At 40.1% G+C, this 15,916-nt stretch carries 12 protein-coding genes; all 12 read right to left on the reverse strand.

Features of this window, described 5'->3' with window-relative positions:
* Nucleotides 1-37 precede the first annotated feature (37 nt).
* The 12 genes from clpB to moaA all read right to left on the reverse strand — a co-directional run bounded on the left by clpB (nucleotide 38) and on the right by moaA (nucleotide 15,594).
* Nucleotides 38-2,638, reverse strand: a complete 2,601-nt coding sequence (clpB, locus tag PB1_RS02790) for an ATP-dependent chaperone ClpB (RefSeq protein ID WP_003350626.1) — start codon at nucleotides 2,636-2,638, stop codon at nucleotides 38-40.
* 101 nt (nucleotides 2,639-2,739) lie between these two features.
* Entirely contained in the window at nucleotides 2,740-2,919 is a 180-nt protein-coding gene (locus PB1_RS02795; protein WP_003350628.1) for a YjzC family protein, read from the reverse strand.
* 128 nt (nucleotides 2,920-3,047) lie between these two features.
* A complete protein-coding gene (gene argF / locus PB1_RS02800) occupies nucleotides 3,048-4,001 on the reverse strand; it encodes an ornithine carbamoyltransferase (RefSeq protein ID WP_003350629.1) in 954 nt (317 codons plus the stop codon).
* On the reverse strand, nucleotides 3,998-7,111 hold the full coding sequence (locus PB1_RS02805; RefSeq protein WP_003350630.1) for a carbamoyl phosphate synthase large subunit: 3,114 nt from the start codon (nucleotides 7,109-7,111) through the stop codon (nucleotides 3,998-4,000). Before PB1_RS02805 ends, argF begins: the two co-directional genes overlap by 4 nt.
* Complete coding sequence (locus PB1_RS02810; RefSeq protein WP_003350631.1) at nucleotides 7,104-8,186, reverse strand: carbamoyl phosphate synthase small subunit; 1,083 nt, start codon at nucleotides 8,184-8,186, stop codon at nucleotides 7,104-7,106. Before PB1_RS02810 ends, PB1_RS02805 begins: the two co-directional genes overlap by 8 nt.
* Before the next feature lie 66 nt (nucleotides 8,187-8,252).
* The gene (locus tag PB1_RS02815) at nucleotides 8,253-9,416 is read right to left on the reverse strand and encodes an acetylornithine transaminase (RefSeq protein WP_003350632.1); all 1,164 of its coding nucleotides are present in this window, start codon (nucleotides 9,414-9,416) and stop codon (nucleotides 8,253-8,255) included.
* Complete coding sequence (argB, locus tag PB1_RS02820) at nucleotides 9,413-10,186, reverse strand: acetylglutamate kinase (protein ID WP_003350633.1); 774 nt, start codon at nucleotides 10,184-10,186, stop codon at nucleotides 9,413-9,415. Before argB ends, PB1_RS02815 begins: the two co-directional genes overlap by 4 nt.
* Nucleotides 10,187-10,198: 12 nt before the next feature.
* On the reverse strand, nucleotides 10,199-11,431 hold the full coding sequence (gene argJ, locus PB1_RS02825) for a bifunctional ornithine acetyltransferase/N-acetylglutamate synthase (protein WP_003350634.1): 1,233 nt from the start codon (nucleotides 11,429-11,431) through the stop codon (nucleotides 10,199-10,201).
* Between the two features lie 18 nt (nucleotides 11,432-11,449).
* Entirely contained in the window at nucleotides 11,450-12,484 is a 1,035-nt protein-coding gene (gene argC, locus PB1_RS02830) for an N-acetyl-gamma-glutamyl-phosphate reductase (RefSeq protein WP_003350635.1), read from the reverse strand.
* 172 nt (nucleotides 12,485-12,656) lie between these two features.
* Nucleotides 12,657-13,205 carry a molybdopterin-guanine dinucleotide biosynthesis protein B gene (gene mobB / locus PB1_RS02835; protein WP_238533077.1) on the reverse strand — a complete coding sequence of 183 codons (549 nt, stop codon included), beginning with the start codon at nucleotides 13,203-13,205 and terminating at the stop codon, nucleotides 12,657-12,659.
* On the reverse strand, nucleotides 13,193-14,458 hold the full coding sequence (locus PB1_RS02840; protein ID WP_003350637.1) for a molybdopterin molybdotransferase MoeA: 1,266 nt from the start codon (nucleotides 14,456-14,458) through the stop codon (nucleotides 13,193-13,195). The genes mobB and PB1_RS02840 overlap by 13 nt, the downstream gene beginning before the upstream one ends.
* Before the next feature lie 119 nt (nucleotides 14,459-14,577).
* Nucleotides 14,578-15,594: a GTP 3',8-cyclase MoaA gene (moaA, locus tag PB1_RS02845; protein WP_003350638.1), complete on the reverse strand. Its 1,017-nt coding sequence runs from the start codon at nucleotides 15,592-15,594 to the stop codon at nucleotides 14,578-14,580.
* Nucleotides 15,595-15,916: the final 322 nt, after the last annotated feature.

The raw sequence follows: 15,916 nt of genomic DNA on the forward strand, positions 1-15,916 counted from the left end.
GAGGGGTCTGGCCCTTTGGTATAAGCCAGCCGCTTTCCTACTTAACTTTCAATGTTATTTCTCCATTTTCAACTCCGATTTCTACTATCGTTTGTTCCTTAATGCTGCCTTTCACTATTTCTCTTGCAAGTTTTGTTTCAACATGATGCTGAATAAACCGTTTAAGCGGTCTCGCTCCATAAATGGGATCAAAACCATTTTCGGCGATGTATTCTGTTGCTTCTTTTGTAATTACTAAAAGGATCTCCTTATCATTAAGCCTTTTCTGTAAATCAGAAATGAGTTTTGTTACAATTTGTTTTATTTCTTCAAGTTTTAGCGGTTTAAACAATATTATTTCATCAACACGGTTAAGAAATTCCGGACGAAAATGACTGCGCAATTGAGATAACACTTTATTTTTTGTTTCTTCTGGAATCTCTCCTTCGATATTCGTTCTTTCCAGCAGAAAGGATGAACCGATATTTGAAGTCATAATGATTACCGTATTTTTAAAATCAACAGTCCGCCCTTGAGAATCAGTAATCCGTCCGTCATCAAGCACTTGCAGAAGGATATTAAACACTTCCGGATGCGCTTTTTCAATCTCATCTAACAGGATAACTGAATATGGATTTCTTCTTACGGCTTCTGTTAATTGGCCGCCCTCTTCATACCCTACATATCCCGGCGGAGCACCAATCAACCGGGATACGGCATGTTTTTCCATATATTCAGACATATCAAGACGAATCATATGGTCTTCCGAATCAAATAATGACTGGGAAAGAGTTTTGGCAAGCTCTGTTTTCCCTACACCGGTTGGGCCAAGAAAAATAAACGAACCGATCGGACGGTTTGGATCTTTAATCCCCGCCCTGGCCCGTAAAACGGCATCTGATACAAGGTTTACTGCTTCATCCTGTCCAATTACTCGCTCGTGTAAAATACTCTCAAGCCGGAGAAGTTTCTCTCTTTCTCCCTCCACTAGCTTTGAGATCGGTATACCCGTCCAACGTGAAACAATTTCAGCAATTTCTTCTTCTGTAACTTCTTCTCGCAGCAATCGGCTGCCCCGTTTTTCTTTCTCTTCATTCTCCAGCTCTTTTAATTCTTTTTCCAATGCAGGAATTTTTCCGTGTCTCAGTTCGGCTGCTTTGTTTAAATCATAATTATTCTCAGCTTCCTCAAGCTCCCTTCGAAGTCTTTCAAGTGTTTCACGTTTTTTCCGAACTCTTTGAATCGCTTCTTTTTCTAACTGCCACTGAGCTTTCATGGAATTAGCCTTTTCTCTCATTTCCGCTAATTCTTTTTGAAGAACTTCCAGCCGTTCTTTACTTGCTGCGTCAGTTTCCTTGCTTAATGCAGCCTCTTCAATTTCAAGCTGCATGACTCTTCGCGTTACTTCGTCCAATTCAGATGGCATCGAGTCAATTTCCGTCCTGATCATGGCACATGCTTCATCAACCAAATCAATTGCCTTATCGGGAAGAAAACGGTCCGTAATATAACGATCTGAAAGAGCGGCGGCAGCAACGAGTGCCCGATCATGTATATTGACACCATGATGAATTTCAAATCTCTCATTTAGCCCTCTTAAAATTGAAATCGTGTCTTCGACATTCGGTTCCTGTACAAGCACTGGCTGGAACCTGCGTTCCAGCGCGGGATCCTTTTCAATATATTTCCGGTGCTCGTCAAGAGTTGTTGCTCCGATACAATGCAATTCTCCTCTCGCAAGCATCGGTTTCAACATGTTTCCAGCATCCATTGCCCCTTCTGTTTTCCCTGCTCCGACAATCGTATGAAGTTCGTCAATAAATAAAAGAATGCGCCCTTCACTTTTCTTTATTTCATTTAAGACAGCCTTCAGTCTTTCTTCAAATTCGCCCCGGAATTTGGCACCTGCAATTAATGAGCTAATATCGAGAGCAAAAATAGTTTTATCCTTCAATCCCTCTGGAACATCTTTTCGAACGATCCGCTGTGCGAGCCCTTCAACAATCGCAGTTTTTCCTACTCCCGGTTCGCCGATTAAAACAGGATTGTTTTTCGTTTTTCTTGAGAGGATCCGAATTACATTTCTAATTTCACTGTCTCTTCCGATAACTGGGTCAATTTTTCCTTCTTTTACTTCCGCTACTAAATCTCTTCCATATTTTTTTAATGCTTCATAGGTAGATTCCGGGTTTTGCGTTGTCACTCTCTGATTCCCCCTAATTTCTTTAATTGCCTCTATTGCTGATTGATTTGTGACCCGAAAATCTTTTAGCACTTGCCCTGCTGCTGACAGATCTGTATTTATAGCAGCAAGAAGGATATGTTCAACAGACAAATATTCATCTTTAAACGTTTTCATCCGGGACTCAGCTTCTGCCAACACCTTTTGTAATACAGGAGTGATATAAATTTTTCCATTTTCAACACCGCTCCCTATTATTTGCGGCTTTTTTGCTAATAAACTTTCGAGTCTGTTCTTAAAATCGTTTGCAGAAAGTTGCAGTTTTTCAAAAATAGAATGAATTAGGCTATTCTCATCTTCCAATAGAGCTAAAAATATATGCACATCATCAATTTCCTGATGATGATTTTGAATCGCCATTGTTTGAGCACGAAAAAAAGCCTCTTGCATCCGTTCAGTCATGCGATTAATATCCAAGGATGCACCTCCTATCTGACCTTTTTTGACCATTAACTATATTATAAAAACAACTTTTTACATATGTAAAGCCACCCGCATTGGATGGCTGAAAAAAATTTTTAAGGTTTTCGTTGATATGTCCAAATACGATTATGGTTTGACGTTTCCGGAAATCGATCTCCGGCTTTTAGCTTTAATTGCTGCGGATTTTTTACATTGCTCCCTGTTTCACCGATTTCTATATAGATTCCATTATTGGGAGCTTTTTGGCCTGGACGGAAATGACGGTTTTGTCCCATTGCGTTAAACCTCCTTTTGCCTTTCTCATGTTTATTATTTTCATTGATATCCTAGTTCATTCTCTGGACTGTTTTTCCTTCCTAAAAAATAATCCAGGCCTGCTCAACGAACGAGAAGGCCTGGTTTGTTATTTCAATATTTCCGCCAATAACGCTTTTTGGACATGCAGCCTGTTGCCGGCCTGCTGAAAAACAGCTGAATGGCTTCCATCAATAATTTCTGCGGTAACTTCCTCTCCCCTGTGAGCCGGCAGGCAATGTAAAAACAGAAAATCGTCTTTTGCGTTTTTTACAAGCTGCTCATTAACTTGAAAATCTTTGAATACCTTTAATCTTTGCTGATTTTCCTGTTCCTGTCCCATACTTGTCCAAACATCAGAATAAAGAATGTCCGCTTCTATGACAGCTTCGTATGGATCGTTTAAAATGTGAACCTGGGAGCCATTTTCAAATGCTGCCGCCTTCGCGAGTGAAACAACCTTTGAATCAGGTTCGTAGCCAGGAGGACTGGCAACTGTAACATCGATGCCCATTTTGGAAGCACCGATCAACAAAGAGTGGGCAACATTGTTGCCGTCTCCAATATAGACAAGCTTTAAGCCTTTAAAAGTTCCTTTAACCTCCTGAATCGTTAACAGATCAGCCAAAACCTGGCATGGGTGTGACAAATCTGTAAGGCCATTGATGACAGGAATATCAGCATGATAAGCCAATTCTTCCACGATCGAATGTGAAAAAGTTCGGATCATAATTGCATCTACGTATTGAGATAAAACTTTGGCTGTATCTGCAATCGGTTCTCCTCTGCCAAGCTGCAAATCATTGCTATTTAAGTATAACGCATGGCCTCCGAGCTGCAGCATCCCGGCTTCGAAAGAGACGCGTGTTCTTGTCGACGGTTTTTCAAATATCATCCCAAGGATTTTCCCATTTAGTAAAGAAGAAAATTGTTCTGGTGCATTTTTCATTTGTTTTGCTTTTTTAAGCAGAGCTTCGATCGTGCCTGCAGAATGATCAGCTAAAGATAAGAAATCCTTTCCCTTTAAATCCGACTTAATTGGATTTGCTTGAATTGACATCATACTATTGTCACATCCTTTATTCCGTTTTCGTGCCATTCATTAATAGAAGTTACTTGCAAATTCGTTGCCTTCAATGCTTCGAAGAAGGCTATCAATGTTTCTTTTTCGCTGAAAGATGGAATCCTGTTTTTTGTCGCAATTTCTCTCAGTTTTTGGTCTTCAAGAGATTCATTTGTACTATAAAACGCGAGTACTCCGGATTGAAAATCATTATTCTGCAACTCGTTTGCTTGCTTAAGTTCAATTCCAAGACTTTCAGCAAATGGACGGAGTTCAGAAAGATTTTCCACGTTCCCGCAAATAATTCGGTTTTTCTTCGATCTTTCTTTTAAAACCGGATAAAACACTTTTCTTAATGCTCCTTCTAAATCTCGTGCAAGGCAAATTCCTTCACCCGTAGATTTCATTTCAGGCCCAACTTTCGGGTCGAGTCCGTTTAAAGCAAAGTTTGAAAAAACCGGATACTTGATGCAATGGAAAGGAGCTGTTTCCATGCTAAGATTTGTTTCCGACAAAGTGTATTTCCCAAGCAATATTTTTGTCGCAATTTGGATCAATGGCACGCCTGTAACTTTGCTGACGATCGGTACGGTCCTGCTTGCACGCGGATTCACTTCCAGGACGTAAACATCATCACCGTCAATAATATATTGAATGTTCATGACACCTTTATATTTAAGCTCTTGGACAATTGTTTCTGCATATTTCAGCATCTTTTCTTTAGCAATGGATGAGAGATTTTTTGCAGGAAGGACAGACATGCTGTCACCCGAATGGACGCCTGTTTTTTCAATATGTTCCATAATTGTCGGCACTAAAATATTTTCTCCGTCAGCTGCTAAATCAATTTCTGCTTCTTTTGCGTGCAAAAATTGATCCACCAAAATAGGGAAAGAAATATCCGTTCTTTGCAGGAACAATTTCAAATCAATGTCATTTCTAATGATTTCCATCCCTTTGCCCCCGATTACGTAAGAAGGGCGCAAAAGTACTGGATAGCCGATTTCTTTTACCTTTTCCGGCAATACCTCCAAACTGTATGCAATATCACCATTGATATGGGGGATATTAACTCGATCAAGCAACTCGTAAAAACGTTCCCTGTCCTCCAATACATCAATTGTGTCAGAATTTGTACCGAGAAGCTCTACACCATAATCTTCAAGCTCTTTCGCCAAGTTTAGTGCAGTTTGTCCCCCGAATTGAACAATAACTTTGGAAATACCTTCGGATTCAATAATGTTTAAGATATCTTCAAGAATTAAAGGTTCAAAATAAAGTCGATCTGCCGTTGCAAAATCAGTACTAACTGTTTCCGGGTTATTGTTCACCATTATGGTTTCAATATTTTCCTGCTTTAATGCAAAAACGCCATGGACAGAGCAATAATCAAATTCAACGCCCTGGCCGATGCGGATCGGACCGCTGCCAATAATAAGCACTTTTCTTTTATTAGAAGGCAATTGTTCATCTTCGCCAAAATAGGTTGAATAAAAGTAGTTTGAATTTGCTTTAAATTCAGCCGCACACGTATCAACCATTTTATAAACTGGTAATATTCCGAATTCTTTTCGTTTTTGCCTGATCTCTTTCTCCGTTACGTTCCATTCGTTCGCTAAAAACCTGTCACTAAAACCTTTTTCTTTAAAGAGAGCGAGTTGTTCCTTTGAAACAGTCTTAATAGTCACCGACTTGATTTGTGTTTCAAGGTCGATCAGCCGTTTAAAACAATGTAAAAAGAACAAGTCAATTTTCGTTGCTTTATAGATTTCTTCCAACTTAAAACCTCTGCGAATGCATTCCAAAACAACGAAGAACCGTTCATCTGTTTGTCCGTTTAAAATTTCTGCCAATTGCTCTTCTGACTTAAGTTCCAGTCCCGGAAGCTTTAAGTCGGAATTGTTTATTTCAAGAGAATGAAGAGCTTTTAATAATGCACGCTCAAGATTTCTGTCGATTCCCATTACTTCACCGGTTGCTTTCATTTGTGTCCCGAGTTTTCGATTTATGTTCGGGAACTTGTCAAACGGCCATTTTGGAAATTTAACAACTACATAATCAAGAGCTGGTTCAAAGCTTGCATATGTGTCCCCGGTTACCGGATTAATCAATTCTGATAATGTATAGCTGACTGCAAGCTTAGCTGCCATTCTTGCAATCGGATACCCTGTCGCCTTTGAAGCGAGTGCCGAAGAACGGCTTACGCGAGGATTGACTTCAATTAAATAGTATTGCTTGCTTTTTGGATCAAGAGCGAATTGGATATTACATCCTCCGATTATTTCCAGTGCTGAAATAATTTTGATCGCTGTTGACCGAAGCATATGATACTCGTCATCCGTTAATGTTTGGGACGGAGCAACGACGATTGAGTCGCCTGTATGAATGCCGACCGGATCAATATTTTCCATATTGCAAATCGTTATGCACGTGCCGCTTGAGTCTCTCATCACTTCATACTCAATTTCTTTATACCCGGCAATACTTTTTTCAACGAGGCATTGCCCGATTGGACTTTCATTGAGTCCTCTTGTTATGAGAGCAGAAAGCTCCTTCATATCTCCGGCAATACCCCCGCCAGATCCTCCCAGCGTGTAGGCCGGACGGACAATGATAGGAAATCCGATTTCTTCCGCAAACTGGAAAGCCTCTTCAGCTTTATGAACAATTTTGCTTTCCGGAACAGGTTCCCCCAGGTCTTTCATTAATTGCCTGAAGGCATCTCTGTCTTCACCTTTTTTTATTGACTCAATCGATGTGCCAAGTAATTTCACCTGATATTTATCAAGAACTCCGTTTTCACTCAACTGGAAGGCTAAATTTAATCCAGTTTGTCCCCCCAGCGTTGCAAGGAGTCCATCCGGTCGTTCTTTTTCAATGATTTTTTCCAATACATCTGCCGTAAGCGGTTCAAAATAGATTGAATCAGCAAACGTATGATCTGTCATAATGGTTGCAGGATTATTGTTCACAAGTATTACCCTGTAACCCTCCTCTTTAAGGGCAAGGCATGCTTGTGTCCCTGCATAATCAAATTCTGCGGCCTGGCCGATGACGATCGGACCGGACCCGATTACGAGTATTGACTTAATAGTGTGATCTTTAGGCATATGCAATTTCTCTCCCATTATAAGCCTTAACCATTTCAATAAAATCGTCGAAAAGATAATCAGCATCGTTCGGGCCGGGATTGGCTTCCGGATGAAATTGCACGGTTTGAACCGGCAAATTCTCGTGAACAAGCCCTTCAATCGACTGGTCATGCAAATTGTAAAAACGAACTTTATAGCTCGTTCCTGTTAAACTTTTTTCATCTACAACATAACTGTGGTTTTGTGAAGACATAAAGACAGTTTTTTGTTTCATATCCATGATCGGATGGTTGGCACCGCGGTGCCCGAAAGGAAGTTTTTTTGTATCTGCTCCAAGAGCGAGAGCCGCTAATTGGTGGCCGAGGCATATTCCAAAAACAGGATATTCACTTATGAGTTTTTTTATAGTCGGCAATATTGCAGATAAATCTTTTGGATCGCCTGGTCCGTTTGACAGTAATATGCCATTTGGATTTAATTGTTTAATCGTCTCATAAGAAGTGTTATATGGCACTGTTGTTACCCGGCAATTTCTTTTTAATAATGAAGAGAGAATCGATCTTTTAAAACCAAAGTCAATAAGAACAATATGAATGTCGCCCTCTCCATAAGAGCGAATTTCCGGTTCCGATACTTTGCACACTTTTTGGCTTTTATTTAACAAAAATTTCAGCTGTTTAGATTCTTTTTTTACTGACAGAACAGCAGGCATTGTTCCAAAGTCGCGAATTTTCTTTACAACTGCCCTTGTATCAATATGCCCAAGCATAGGTATGTTCCATTTTTGTAAGTATTGCTTGAGGGAATATTTCGCTTCATAATGTCCTGTTGCATCATTTGATTCATATACAATCACACCCGCAACATGGGGCTGTTTACTTTCAAAATCTTGTTCATTTATACCGTAGTTGCCAATCAGCGGGTAAGTAAAAACAATTATTTGATCTTTATATGAAGGGTCTGTTAATACTTCTTGATAGCCTGTCATTCCGGTATAGAAAACAATTTCTCCTTCGATATCGTTTTGCGGACATTCGGTAAGCCAAATGCCTTTAAATGTTTCTCCATTCTTCAAATGCAGGTATCCGTCCATTTAGCGCACCTCATGTTTGAATATTTATAACACCAAAATTATTTTTATACATCAAGAACCAAAAAATTATGCCTTTACAGCAGTGTTCACAAAATGTTGAATGGTTTCTTCGATTTTTGCAACAGCTTCATCAATTTCATCCGCCGTTACTGTTAATGGAGGCAAGAGCCTTAAAACATTGTTGCCTGCCGGAAGTGCAATCAGACCATTTTTTCTCATTTCTGTTAATAATGGCTGTACCTCCGCCTTTATCTCAATCCCAATCATTAACCCCATCCCTCTTATTTCGGAAATGACGGGGGATTTACCGAGAACTGTTTTTAATTTCGTGGTTAAGTACTTGCCTTTTTCGGTTACATTCTTCAAAAATTCTTCTTGAAAAATGGTTTTCATTGTTGCAATTGAGGCAGCAACTGAAACCGGATTTCCTCCGAACGTAGATCCATGGCTTCCAGGACCAAACGCCGGCTCTAACTCTTTATTACCGATTACGGCACCAATTGGCAAACCGCTTCCCAAACCTTTTGCAACTGTAACGATATCAGGTTTAAGGCCGAAATGCTGAAATGCAAACGGTTTTCCTGTACGTCCTATACCCGTTTGAATCTCATCGATAATCAATAATGCACCATACTCTTTACAAAGCTTTTCAGTTTCTTTTAAAAACTCTTCATCGGCAATATGGATTCCGCCTTCGCCCTGAACAATTTCGAGCATAACCGCTGCAACTTGTTCGTCCATAACATTTTTTAACATTTTCGTGTTGTTAAAAGGCACGTAAACGAAGCTTTCAAGCATCGGACCGAATCCTTGTTTAATTTTTTCCTGTCCGGTAGCTGCCATCGTCGCAAAAGTACGGCCGTGAAACGATTTTTCAAACGTTACAATTTTATGTTTTCCCGTATATTTTCTTGCGAGTTTAATAGCTCCTTCGTTCGCTTCCGCACCGCTGTTTGCAAAGAAAACTAAATCCATTTCTGCACTTTTCGCAAGGAGCTTTGCAGCTTCTTCTTGTTCTTTCATATGAAAAAGGTTTGACACATGCCAAAATTTTTTCAGTTGTATTTCAATTGCCTCTTCGACCGCTTTCGGCCTGTGGCCTAAATTGCATACCCCGATTCCTGATGAAAAATCCAAGTATTCCTTTCCGTCAGCATCCATTAATTTGCACCCATTGGCGGAAACAGGTTCGATCTCCCACTTTTGATAGGTCGGAAATAAATAACTCATTGTAATATCCCCGCTTTTCCTTGTATTTTTGTACCCATCCAGTTCTGTCCGTCAAAAAATGCCTTTTTGCCGGAAACAATCATTACTCTTTCAAGGCCTTTTTCGATTGCTGCAAGAGCAGATTTCACCTTAGGAATCATTCCTCCGGTAATTTTCCCCTCGTTTATATAAGTATGGATGTCTTCTTCGCTTACATCAGAAAGCAAGTTTCCATTAATATAAATCCCGTCAACATCAGTAACAAATAAACAATATTGACAGTTCAACTCTCGCGCTACAGCTGCTGCTGCATGGTCAGCATTCACATTTAATTTTTCGCCGCTTTTAGAAATGCCTATTGGAGTAATAACCGGAATGATATTTTCCCGTATCAGCATTAAGATTACTTCCTGATTGACTGTCTCAATTTCTCCTACCAATCCAAGCTGTTCTTTATCGATGTATTTTGCTTGAAGGCATTTGCCGTCGCTGCCGTTTAATCCGAAAGCGGTAAGTCCATTTGCTTCAAGGAGATGAACGAGTTTTCGATTCGTATGGCCGGACAATACCATTTCGACTACTTTCATTGTTTGTTCGGTTGTTTTTCTCAAGCCGTTATGAAATTCCGGCTTAACATTATACAGATTAAGCATTTCATTTATATCAGGGCCGCCGCCATGGACAAAAATTAACTGATAGCCTTGTGAGATAAGCTTTTTCAAACTTGAAAAAAACTCCGGAGTTAATGAATCAATGACACTTCCTCCACATTTAATCAAGATTCTTTTCATTTCCACTCTCTCCTATGTCCGATAGCTGGCATTGATTTTGACATAATCATAGGTTAAGTCGCATCCCCAAGCCCGGCCTGTTCCATCCCCGATTTGGAGATCGACAGTAATTTTTACCGTTTCGTTTTTCAAATACTCAGTTGCTTCTTCTTCAGAGAAGGCTTGAGGTTCTCCGTTTTGAAGCATAACAATATCTCCAATTAATACATTGATTTTTTCAGGAACAACTTTTGCATCGCACTGACCGACAGCACCAATGATTCTTCCCCAGTTTGCATCCGCACCGTAAACCGCTGTTTTGACGAGATTTGATCCGACAATTTGCTTAGCAATTTTGTTGGCATCCTCATCCGTTTCGGCGCCTGTTACTACTGCTTCAATCAATTTTGTTGCACCTTCGCCGTCCCTTGCAATTTGCTTTGCTAAGTTTTCGCAAGTGGTCGTTAATAGCTGCACGAAAATAGGCCAATCAGGGTGGCTTTTGTTCAATGGACTGTTTCCCGCTTTTCCATTTGCCATAACTAAAACCATATCATTTGTTGAGGTATCGCCATCAACGGTTATTTGGTTAAATGATTTGTTTGTTGCTTCCTTTAGAGCTATATGCAAATCACTTGATTCGACCGCAGCGTCGGTTGTAATGAAAGCAAGCATCGTTGCCATATTTGGATGAATCATGCCGGAACCTTTCGCCGCGCCTCCCATGTAAATGGTTTTTCCGTCAATATTGGCAGAATAGCAGCATGCTTTCTGGACTAGATCGGTTGTTAAAATCGCAGTTTGAAAAGCTTCTGCATGTTGATCGTCTTTTCCCGGCGACAATAATTGAATCCCTTCCTCGATTTTGTCCATCGGCAAAAACTCTCCAATTACACCGGTGGAGGCAACCGCAACATGATGTTCTTTCAATTGAAATTTTTTTGCTGTTAATTCTCTCATTTTATTGGAATCTTTTAATCCTCTTTCCCCGGTGCATGCATTTGCACAAGCGCTATTAACGATAACAGCTTGAAGAAGTCCTTCTTTTGCAATACTATCTTTCGTTGTTATTAACGGAGCAGCCTGGAAATGACTTGTTGTGTATACGGCTGCGCAATTAGCAGGTATTTCACTTACAATTACGCCAATGTCTTTCTTTGAATATCTAAGTCCTGCATGCACGCCGTCTGCTTTAAATCCTTTCGGAGTTAATATATTGCCTCCGGTTATAAACTGTATTTCTTCATTTTCTGTTAAAATTTGCATTGGTACAATCCCCCCTCTTTACGGATACAAAGGAACAAAACCGAGCCCTGCTTTTTCATCGATCCCATTCATAATATTGGCATTTTGTACTGCCTGGCCGGCTGCTCCTTTCATTAAATTATCAATAACGGATACAATCGTAACCCTGCCTGTTCTCTGATCTGCATGAAGCCCAATGTCACAGAAATTTGAACCGCTGACCTCTTTTATCGATGGATATCGGCCAAAAGGCTTGATGCGAATAAAAGGGCTGTCCCCATATGTCTCTCGGTATAGTTCGAGAATTTCCTCGGTACTTTTTTCTTCTAAAAGCTGAACATACATGGTTGCCATAATCCCTCTTGTAATGGGAAGCAAATGAGTACTGAAAGTGATCTGCTTCACTTTTGGGCTCCATTTTTTTAGCTGCTGCTCAATTTCCGGTATATGCTGGTGTTCATTCACCTTATAAATCTTTAAGTTTTCATTTACTTCGGAAAAATTGATGCTTTTAGAACCGCCTCTTCCCGCCCCGGAAGCACCTGATTTTGCATCGATAATGATACTGCCTGGATCAATAAGCTCTTCCTTTACGAGCGGTGCAAGCCCTAAAAGAGCAGCGGTTGGATAGCATCCGGGATTGGCCACAATTCTCGCTGAAGCAATCTTAGCTCGATTCCATTCACTTAATCCGTAGACAGCTGTTTGCAGAAGTTCCTCTTTCACAGGTTCATCTTTATACCAAATTCGATATTCATCCGGATCTGTTAAACGCAAGTCTCCTGATAGATCAACGATTTGTATATCGGTTTCTGAAAAAGCTTCAGCCAATTTCCCTGACACTCTTGATGGCGTTGCAAGAAACACTAAATCACTTTCTTTAGCGATTTTGTATGGATCAATCTTTTCCAGCTTTTGTTCGATAATTCCGCTCAAGTGCGGATACTCCTCATTTATTGCAATTTCTTCTCTCGTTGTATGAATAGATTGTATATTATATACAGGATGGTGATGCAGGATCCTCAGGAGTTCACCACCCCCATATCCTGTAGTCCCAATAATAGAAACTTTCATTCTTTTCACCCTTCAGTCTTGTTGTATATTTAATCAATTAATTTTATATTTATGTATAATTGTTTCTCTTATTATAAAAACTTAGGAAACTAAAATCAATCATTATTTTGAAATTTAAAATATTTTTAAATGAAAAAGCCGGCCGAAAGTAAGCCGACTTATTTTTTTATAGTTAATTTGAATTTCTGTTTGCAATTATTCGGGATTTCAAATAATGGAGCAGCCAGTGTAAGCCGCTGTCATTACCCATGGAAAAAACCGGTATATTTTGCTTTTCCGCAAGCATTAAAGCGAGTTGTGAATCTCTGCAAAGGATCAGTTTTATATTTTCCAGCCCTTTAATAAGCGGGAGGTCAGCATCGTCTCTAATAATAACAGCCTTTTCAAACTCTGCTTTTTTATGCCCTTCAATTAAAATGACATCTGGATTAAAGAAAGAAAGAAGAGCAATTTGGTCCTTTAGAGTCAAAGTCGTATTTTCTGCATGAAGAAGTATGCTGCCTTCCCCTTCGACAAGCGTTGCTTCCGCTCCTGCAGCAGCATGCTTGCTTGAATCTTTATTTTTGATAACATCAGGTTTGCCGCCGTGCCCGTGATGTTTAATCGTTGCGACTCGGTGTTTTTCAATTGACAACTCTTTTATGAGCTTTGTCATGAATGTAGTTTTGCCGCTGTTTTGAAACCCCGCGATCTGAAATACGACAGGGCTTACCAAGGCCACTCACTCCCGGTTTCATCTTCAAGCATTAAAACATCAACTTCACTTCCGCTTTTAAATCCTCTTGTGCCTCCGGGAAGAATTGTTAATGAATTGGCTTCTGCAAGGCTCGTCACAATATTTGATTTATCGAGCCCGCTTGGCGAAACGGCAAGTTTTCCGTCCCGAATCGTTAATGTGCTTCGAACAAAGCGGGTAAATGGATTGGCTTTTGGAAAGTCTGCCTCGAGAATTGCTTTTTCTTTTCTTAAATGAGGCTTTTCAGAAAAAAGCATCGTCTTAATGACTGGCCTTGCAAATAACTCAAAACCGACATAACAGGCAGATGGATTTCCGGACAGACCAAACAATAATTTTCTTCCAAACAGTGCAACGGTTGTTACACTTCCCGGCCGCATTGCGACTTTATTGAACAATACTTCTGCACCAAGTTTTTCGTAAATGGCAGGAAGATAGTCATAATCACCTACGGAAACTCCGCCTGTCGTAATCAATAAATCTACTTCATTGATCGCTTTCCGGACTGCTTCAAAGCACGTTTCAAAATTATCATTGAGTTTGCCGAAGTAACGCACTTCCGCTCCGGCCCTGTCGATTTGAGCGGCAATCATATGAGCATTGCTGTTTCGGATTTTTCCCGGTTGCAACGGTTCATCAACTTCCAGAAGTTCTGTTCCAGTTGCAAACAGCCCTATAACGGGTTTTTTTGCAACAGGCACTTTTGCGTACCCAAAAGTAGCCAATACAGCCTGTATTCCCGGATTTATTTTCGTTCCTTTCTTTAGAAGGACTTGTCCATCTTTTGCGTCCTCTCCCCGGAACGAAACATTTTCCCCTTTATTAAAAGGCCGCTTTATCGACATGAACTTTTTTCCATCTCTCTCTTCCTCTTTTGTCAGTTCCAGCATAACAACCGCATCACACCCATCAGGTATTTGGGCACCGGTCATAATTCTAACAGCCTGAAACAGACCGGCCGTTTTTGAAGAAACCATTCCAGCCCCAATTTGGTCAATTACTTCAAATTCAACCGGACTGGTTTGAGATGCTTCCTTTGTATCAATCGCTCTGACGGCAAAGCCGTCGTACGGAGCACGGTCGAAGTGGGGAACATCATGTGTTGCTTTTATATCCTCTGCCAGAAAACGTCCATGGCTGTCGTTAATAGAAATGAATTCAGTTTCACCTCTTATTGCGAACTCCATTACTTTTTTCACTGCTTCCCCGACGGGAATTGGAGTTCTTCTTTCAACCATCAACATCAGCCCCTAAAGTATCGTTTAGAAATTATTACAATGGTCAGACTCCTGCCATACTACATATAGACAAATTTTGAAAAAGCCATTCTATATATTGCCTGAAGGTGTATCAGACCCTATCCGCCAATAAAAGGCATCTCAATTTTTTTTTGTTGCGCTGCTGTTTCTGCTGTGCGTTCATCAGAATACCGGTCCTTCCGATTATTCCATATATTCACAATTCGCTCCTGCAACTGTTCATCAGTTGCTCCGCTTCTCATAAAATCCCTTATATCATGTCCGTTCCCGTTAAACAGGCACGTGTACAGCTGGCCATTTGCGGAAAGCCTCGCACGGGTGCAGCTTTGGCAGAAAGATTCCGATACGGAAGTAATAAAACCGACAAGTATGTTTGTACCTTTATACCTGTATTTCTTGGCGACTTCACCGAAATAGGCAGGCTCCACTTCTTCAAGGTCATATTTATCTTTTAGTATTTCATAAATTTGTTTTTTCTTTATAACATCATCCATTCTCCAGCCGTTTGTACTGCCAACATCCATAAATTCGATAAAACGCAATTCCAATCCTTCTTGTTTGCAAAAATCTGCCATTGGAAAAATTTCCGAATCGTTTAAACCCTTTTTTACGACCATATTGATTTTTATGCCTAACCCTGCTTTTCTTGCCGCATCAATACCTTCAAGAACCGGTTTCACTCCGACATTTCGTCCGTTAATTTTTCCAAATATCTCGTCATTCAAGCTGTCTAAACTTATGTTTACCCTTTTAAGGCCTGCGTCTCTTAACCCTTGTGCGAGTTTCGGAAGCAGCACACCGTTGGTTGTAAGGGCAATATCTTTCAGTCCGTCAATTGTTGCAAGCATATTAACGAGAATGGGTAAATCTGTACGAAGGAGCGGCTCTCCTCCAGTAAGCCGGATTTTTTCAACTCCTAATTTCACAAAAATATTTGCTATGCGAAAAATCTCTTCGAATGTCAAAAGTTCACTTTTCGGCAAAAATGCAAAATCAGGGCCATATATCTCAGCCGGCATGCAATATTGGCAGCGGAAATTACAGCGATCAATAACAGAAATACGCAAATCTTTGAGCGGTCTATTTAACTTGTCTTTAATCATAGATTTTTTCATGACAATCCACTCCATTAAATGCAAACTTCCGATTTAAATAGGAAGAATAATATACCGCCCTGCTAAAATGGGATAAAAGGTAAAAAGTTATTACTATCTTAACAGTGTTTCTGTATATTGCCTATACTTTTTCTCTCAAATTGCGCGATATGACAACATAACTTATATTTAGACATTCTTCCGCATTTTGGGCTAAGAAAGGAGGCTGACTCAAATGCAAAGGACCAGACCCCTCCGATACAATTTATAAACAAACAGTTATCGTATCATTCTCTATATTTTCATTGTCAGAAGGTGCCAAACACTTTTGAGTCAGCCTCTT

Origin of the sequence: Bacillus methanolicus PB1 (assembly GCF_000262755.1) — a bacterium.
Taxonomy (GTDB): domain Bacteria; phylum Bacillota; class Bacilli; order Bacillales; family Cytobacillaceae; genus Bacillus_Z; species Bacillus_Z methanolicus.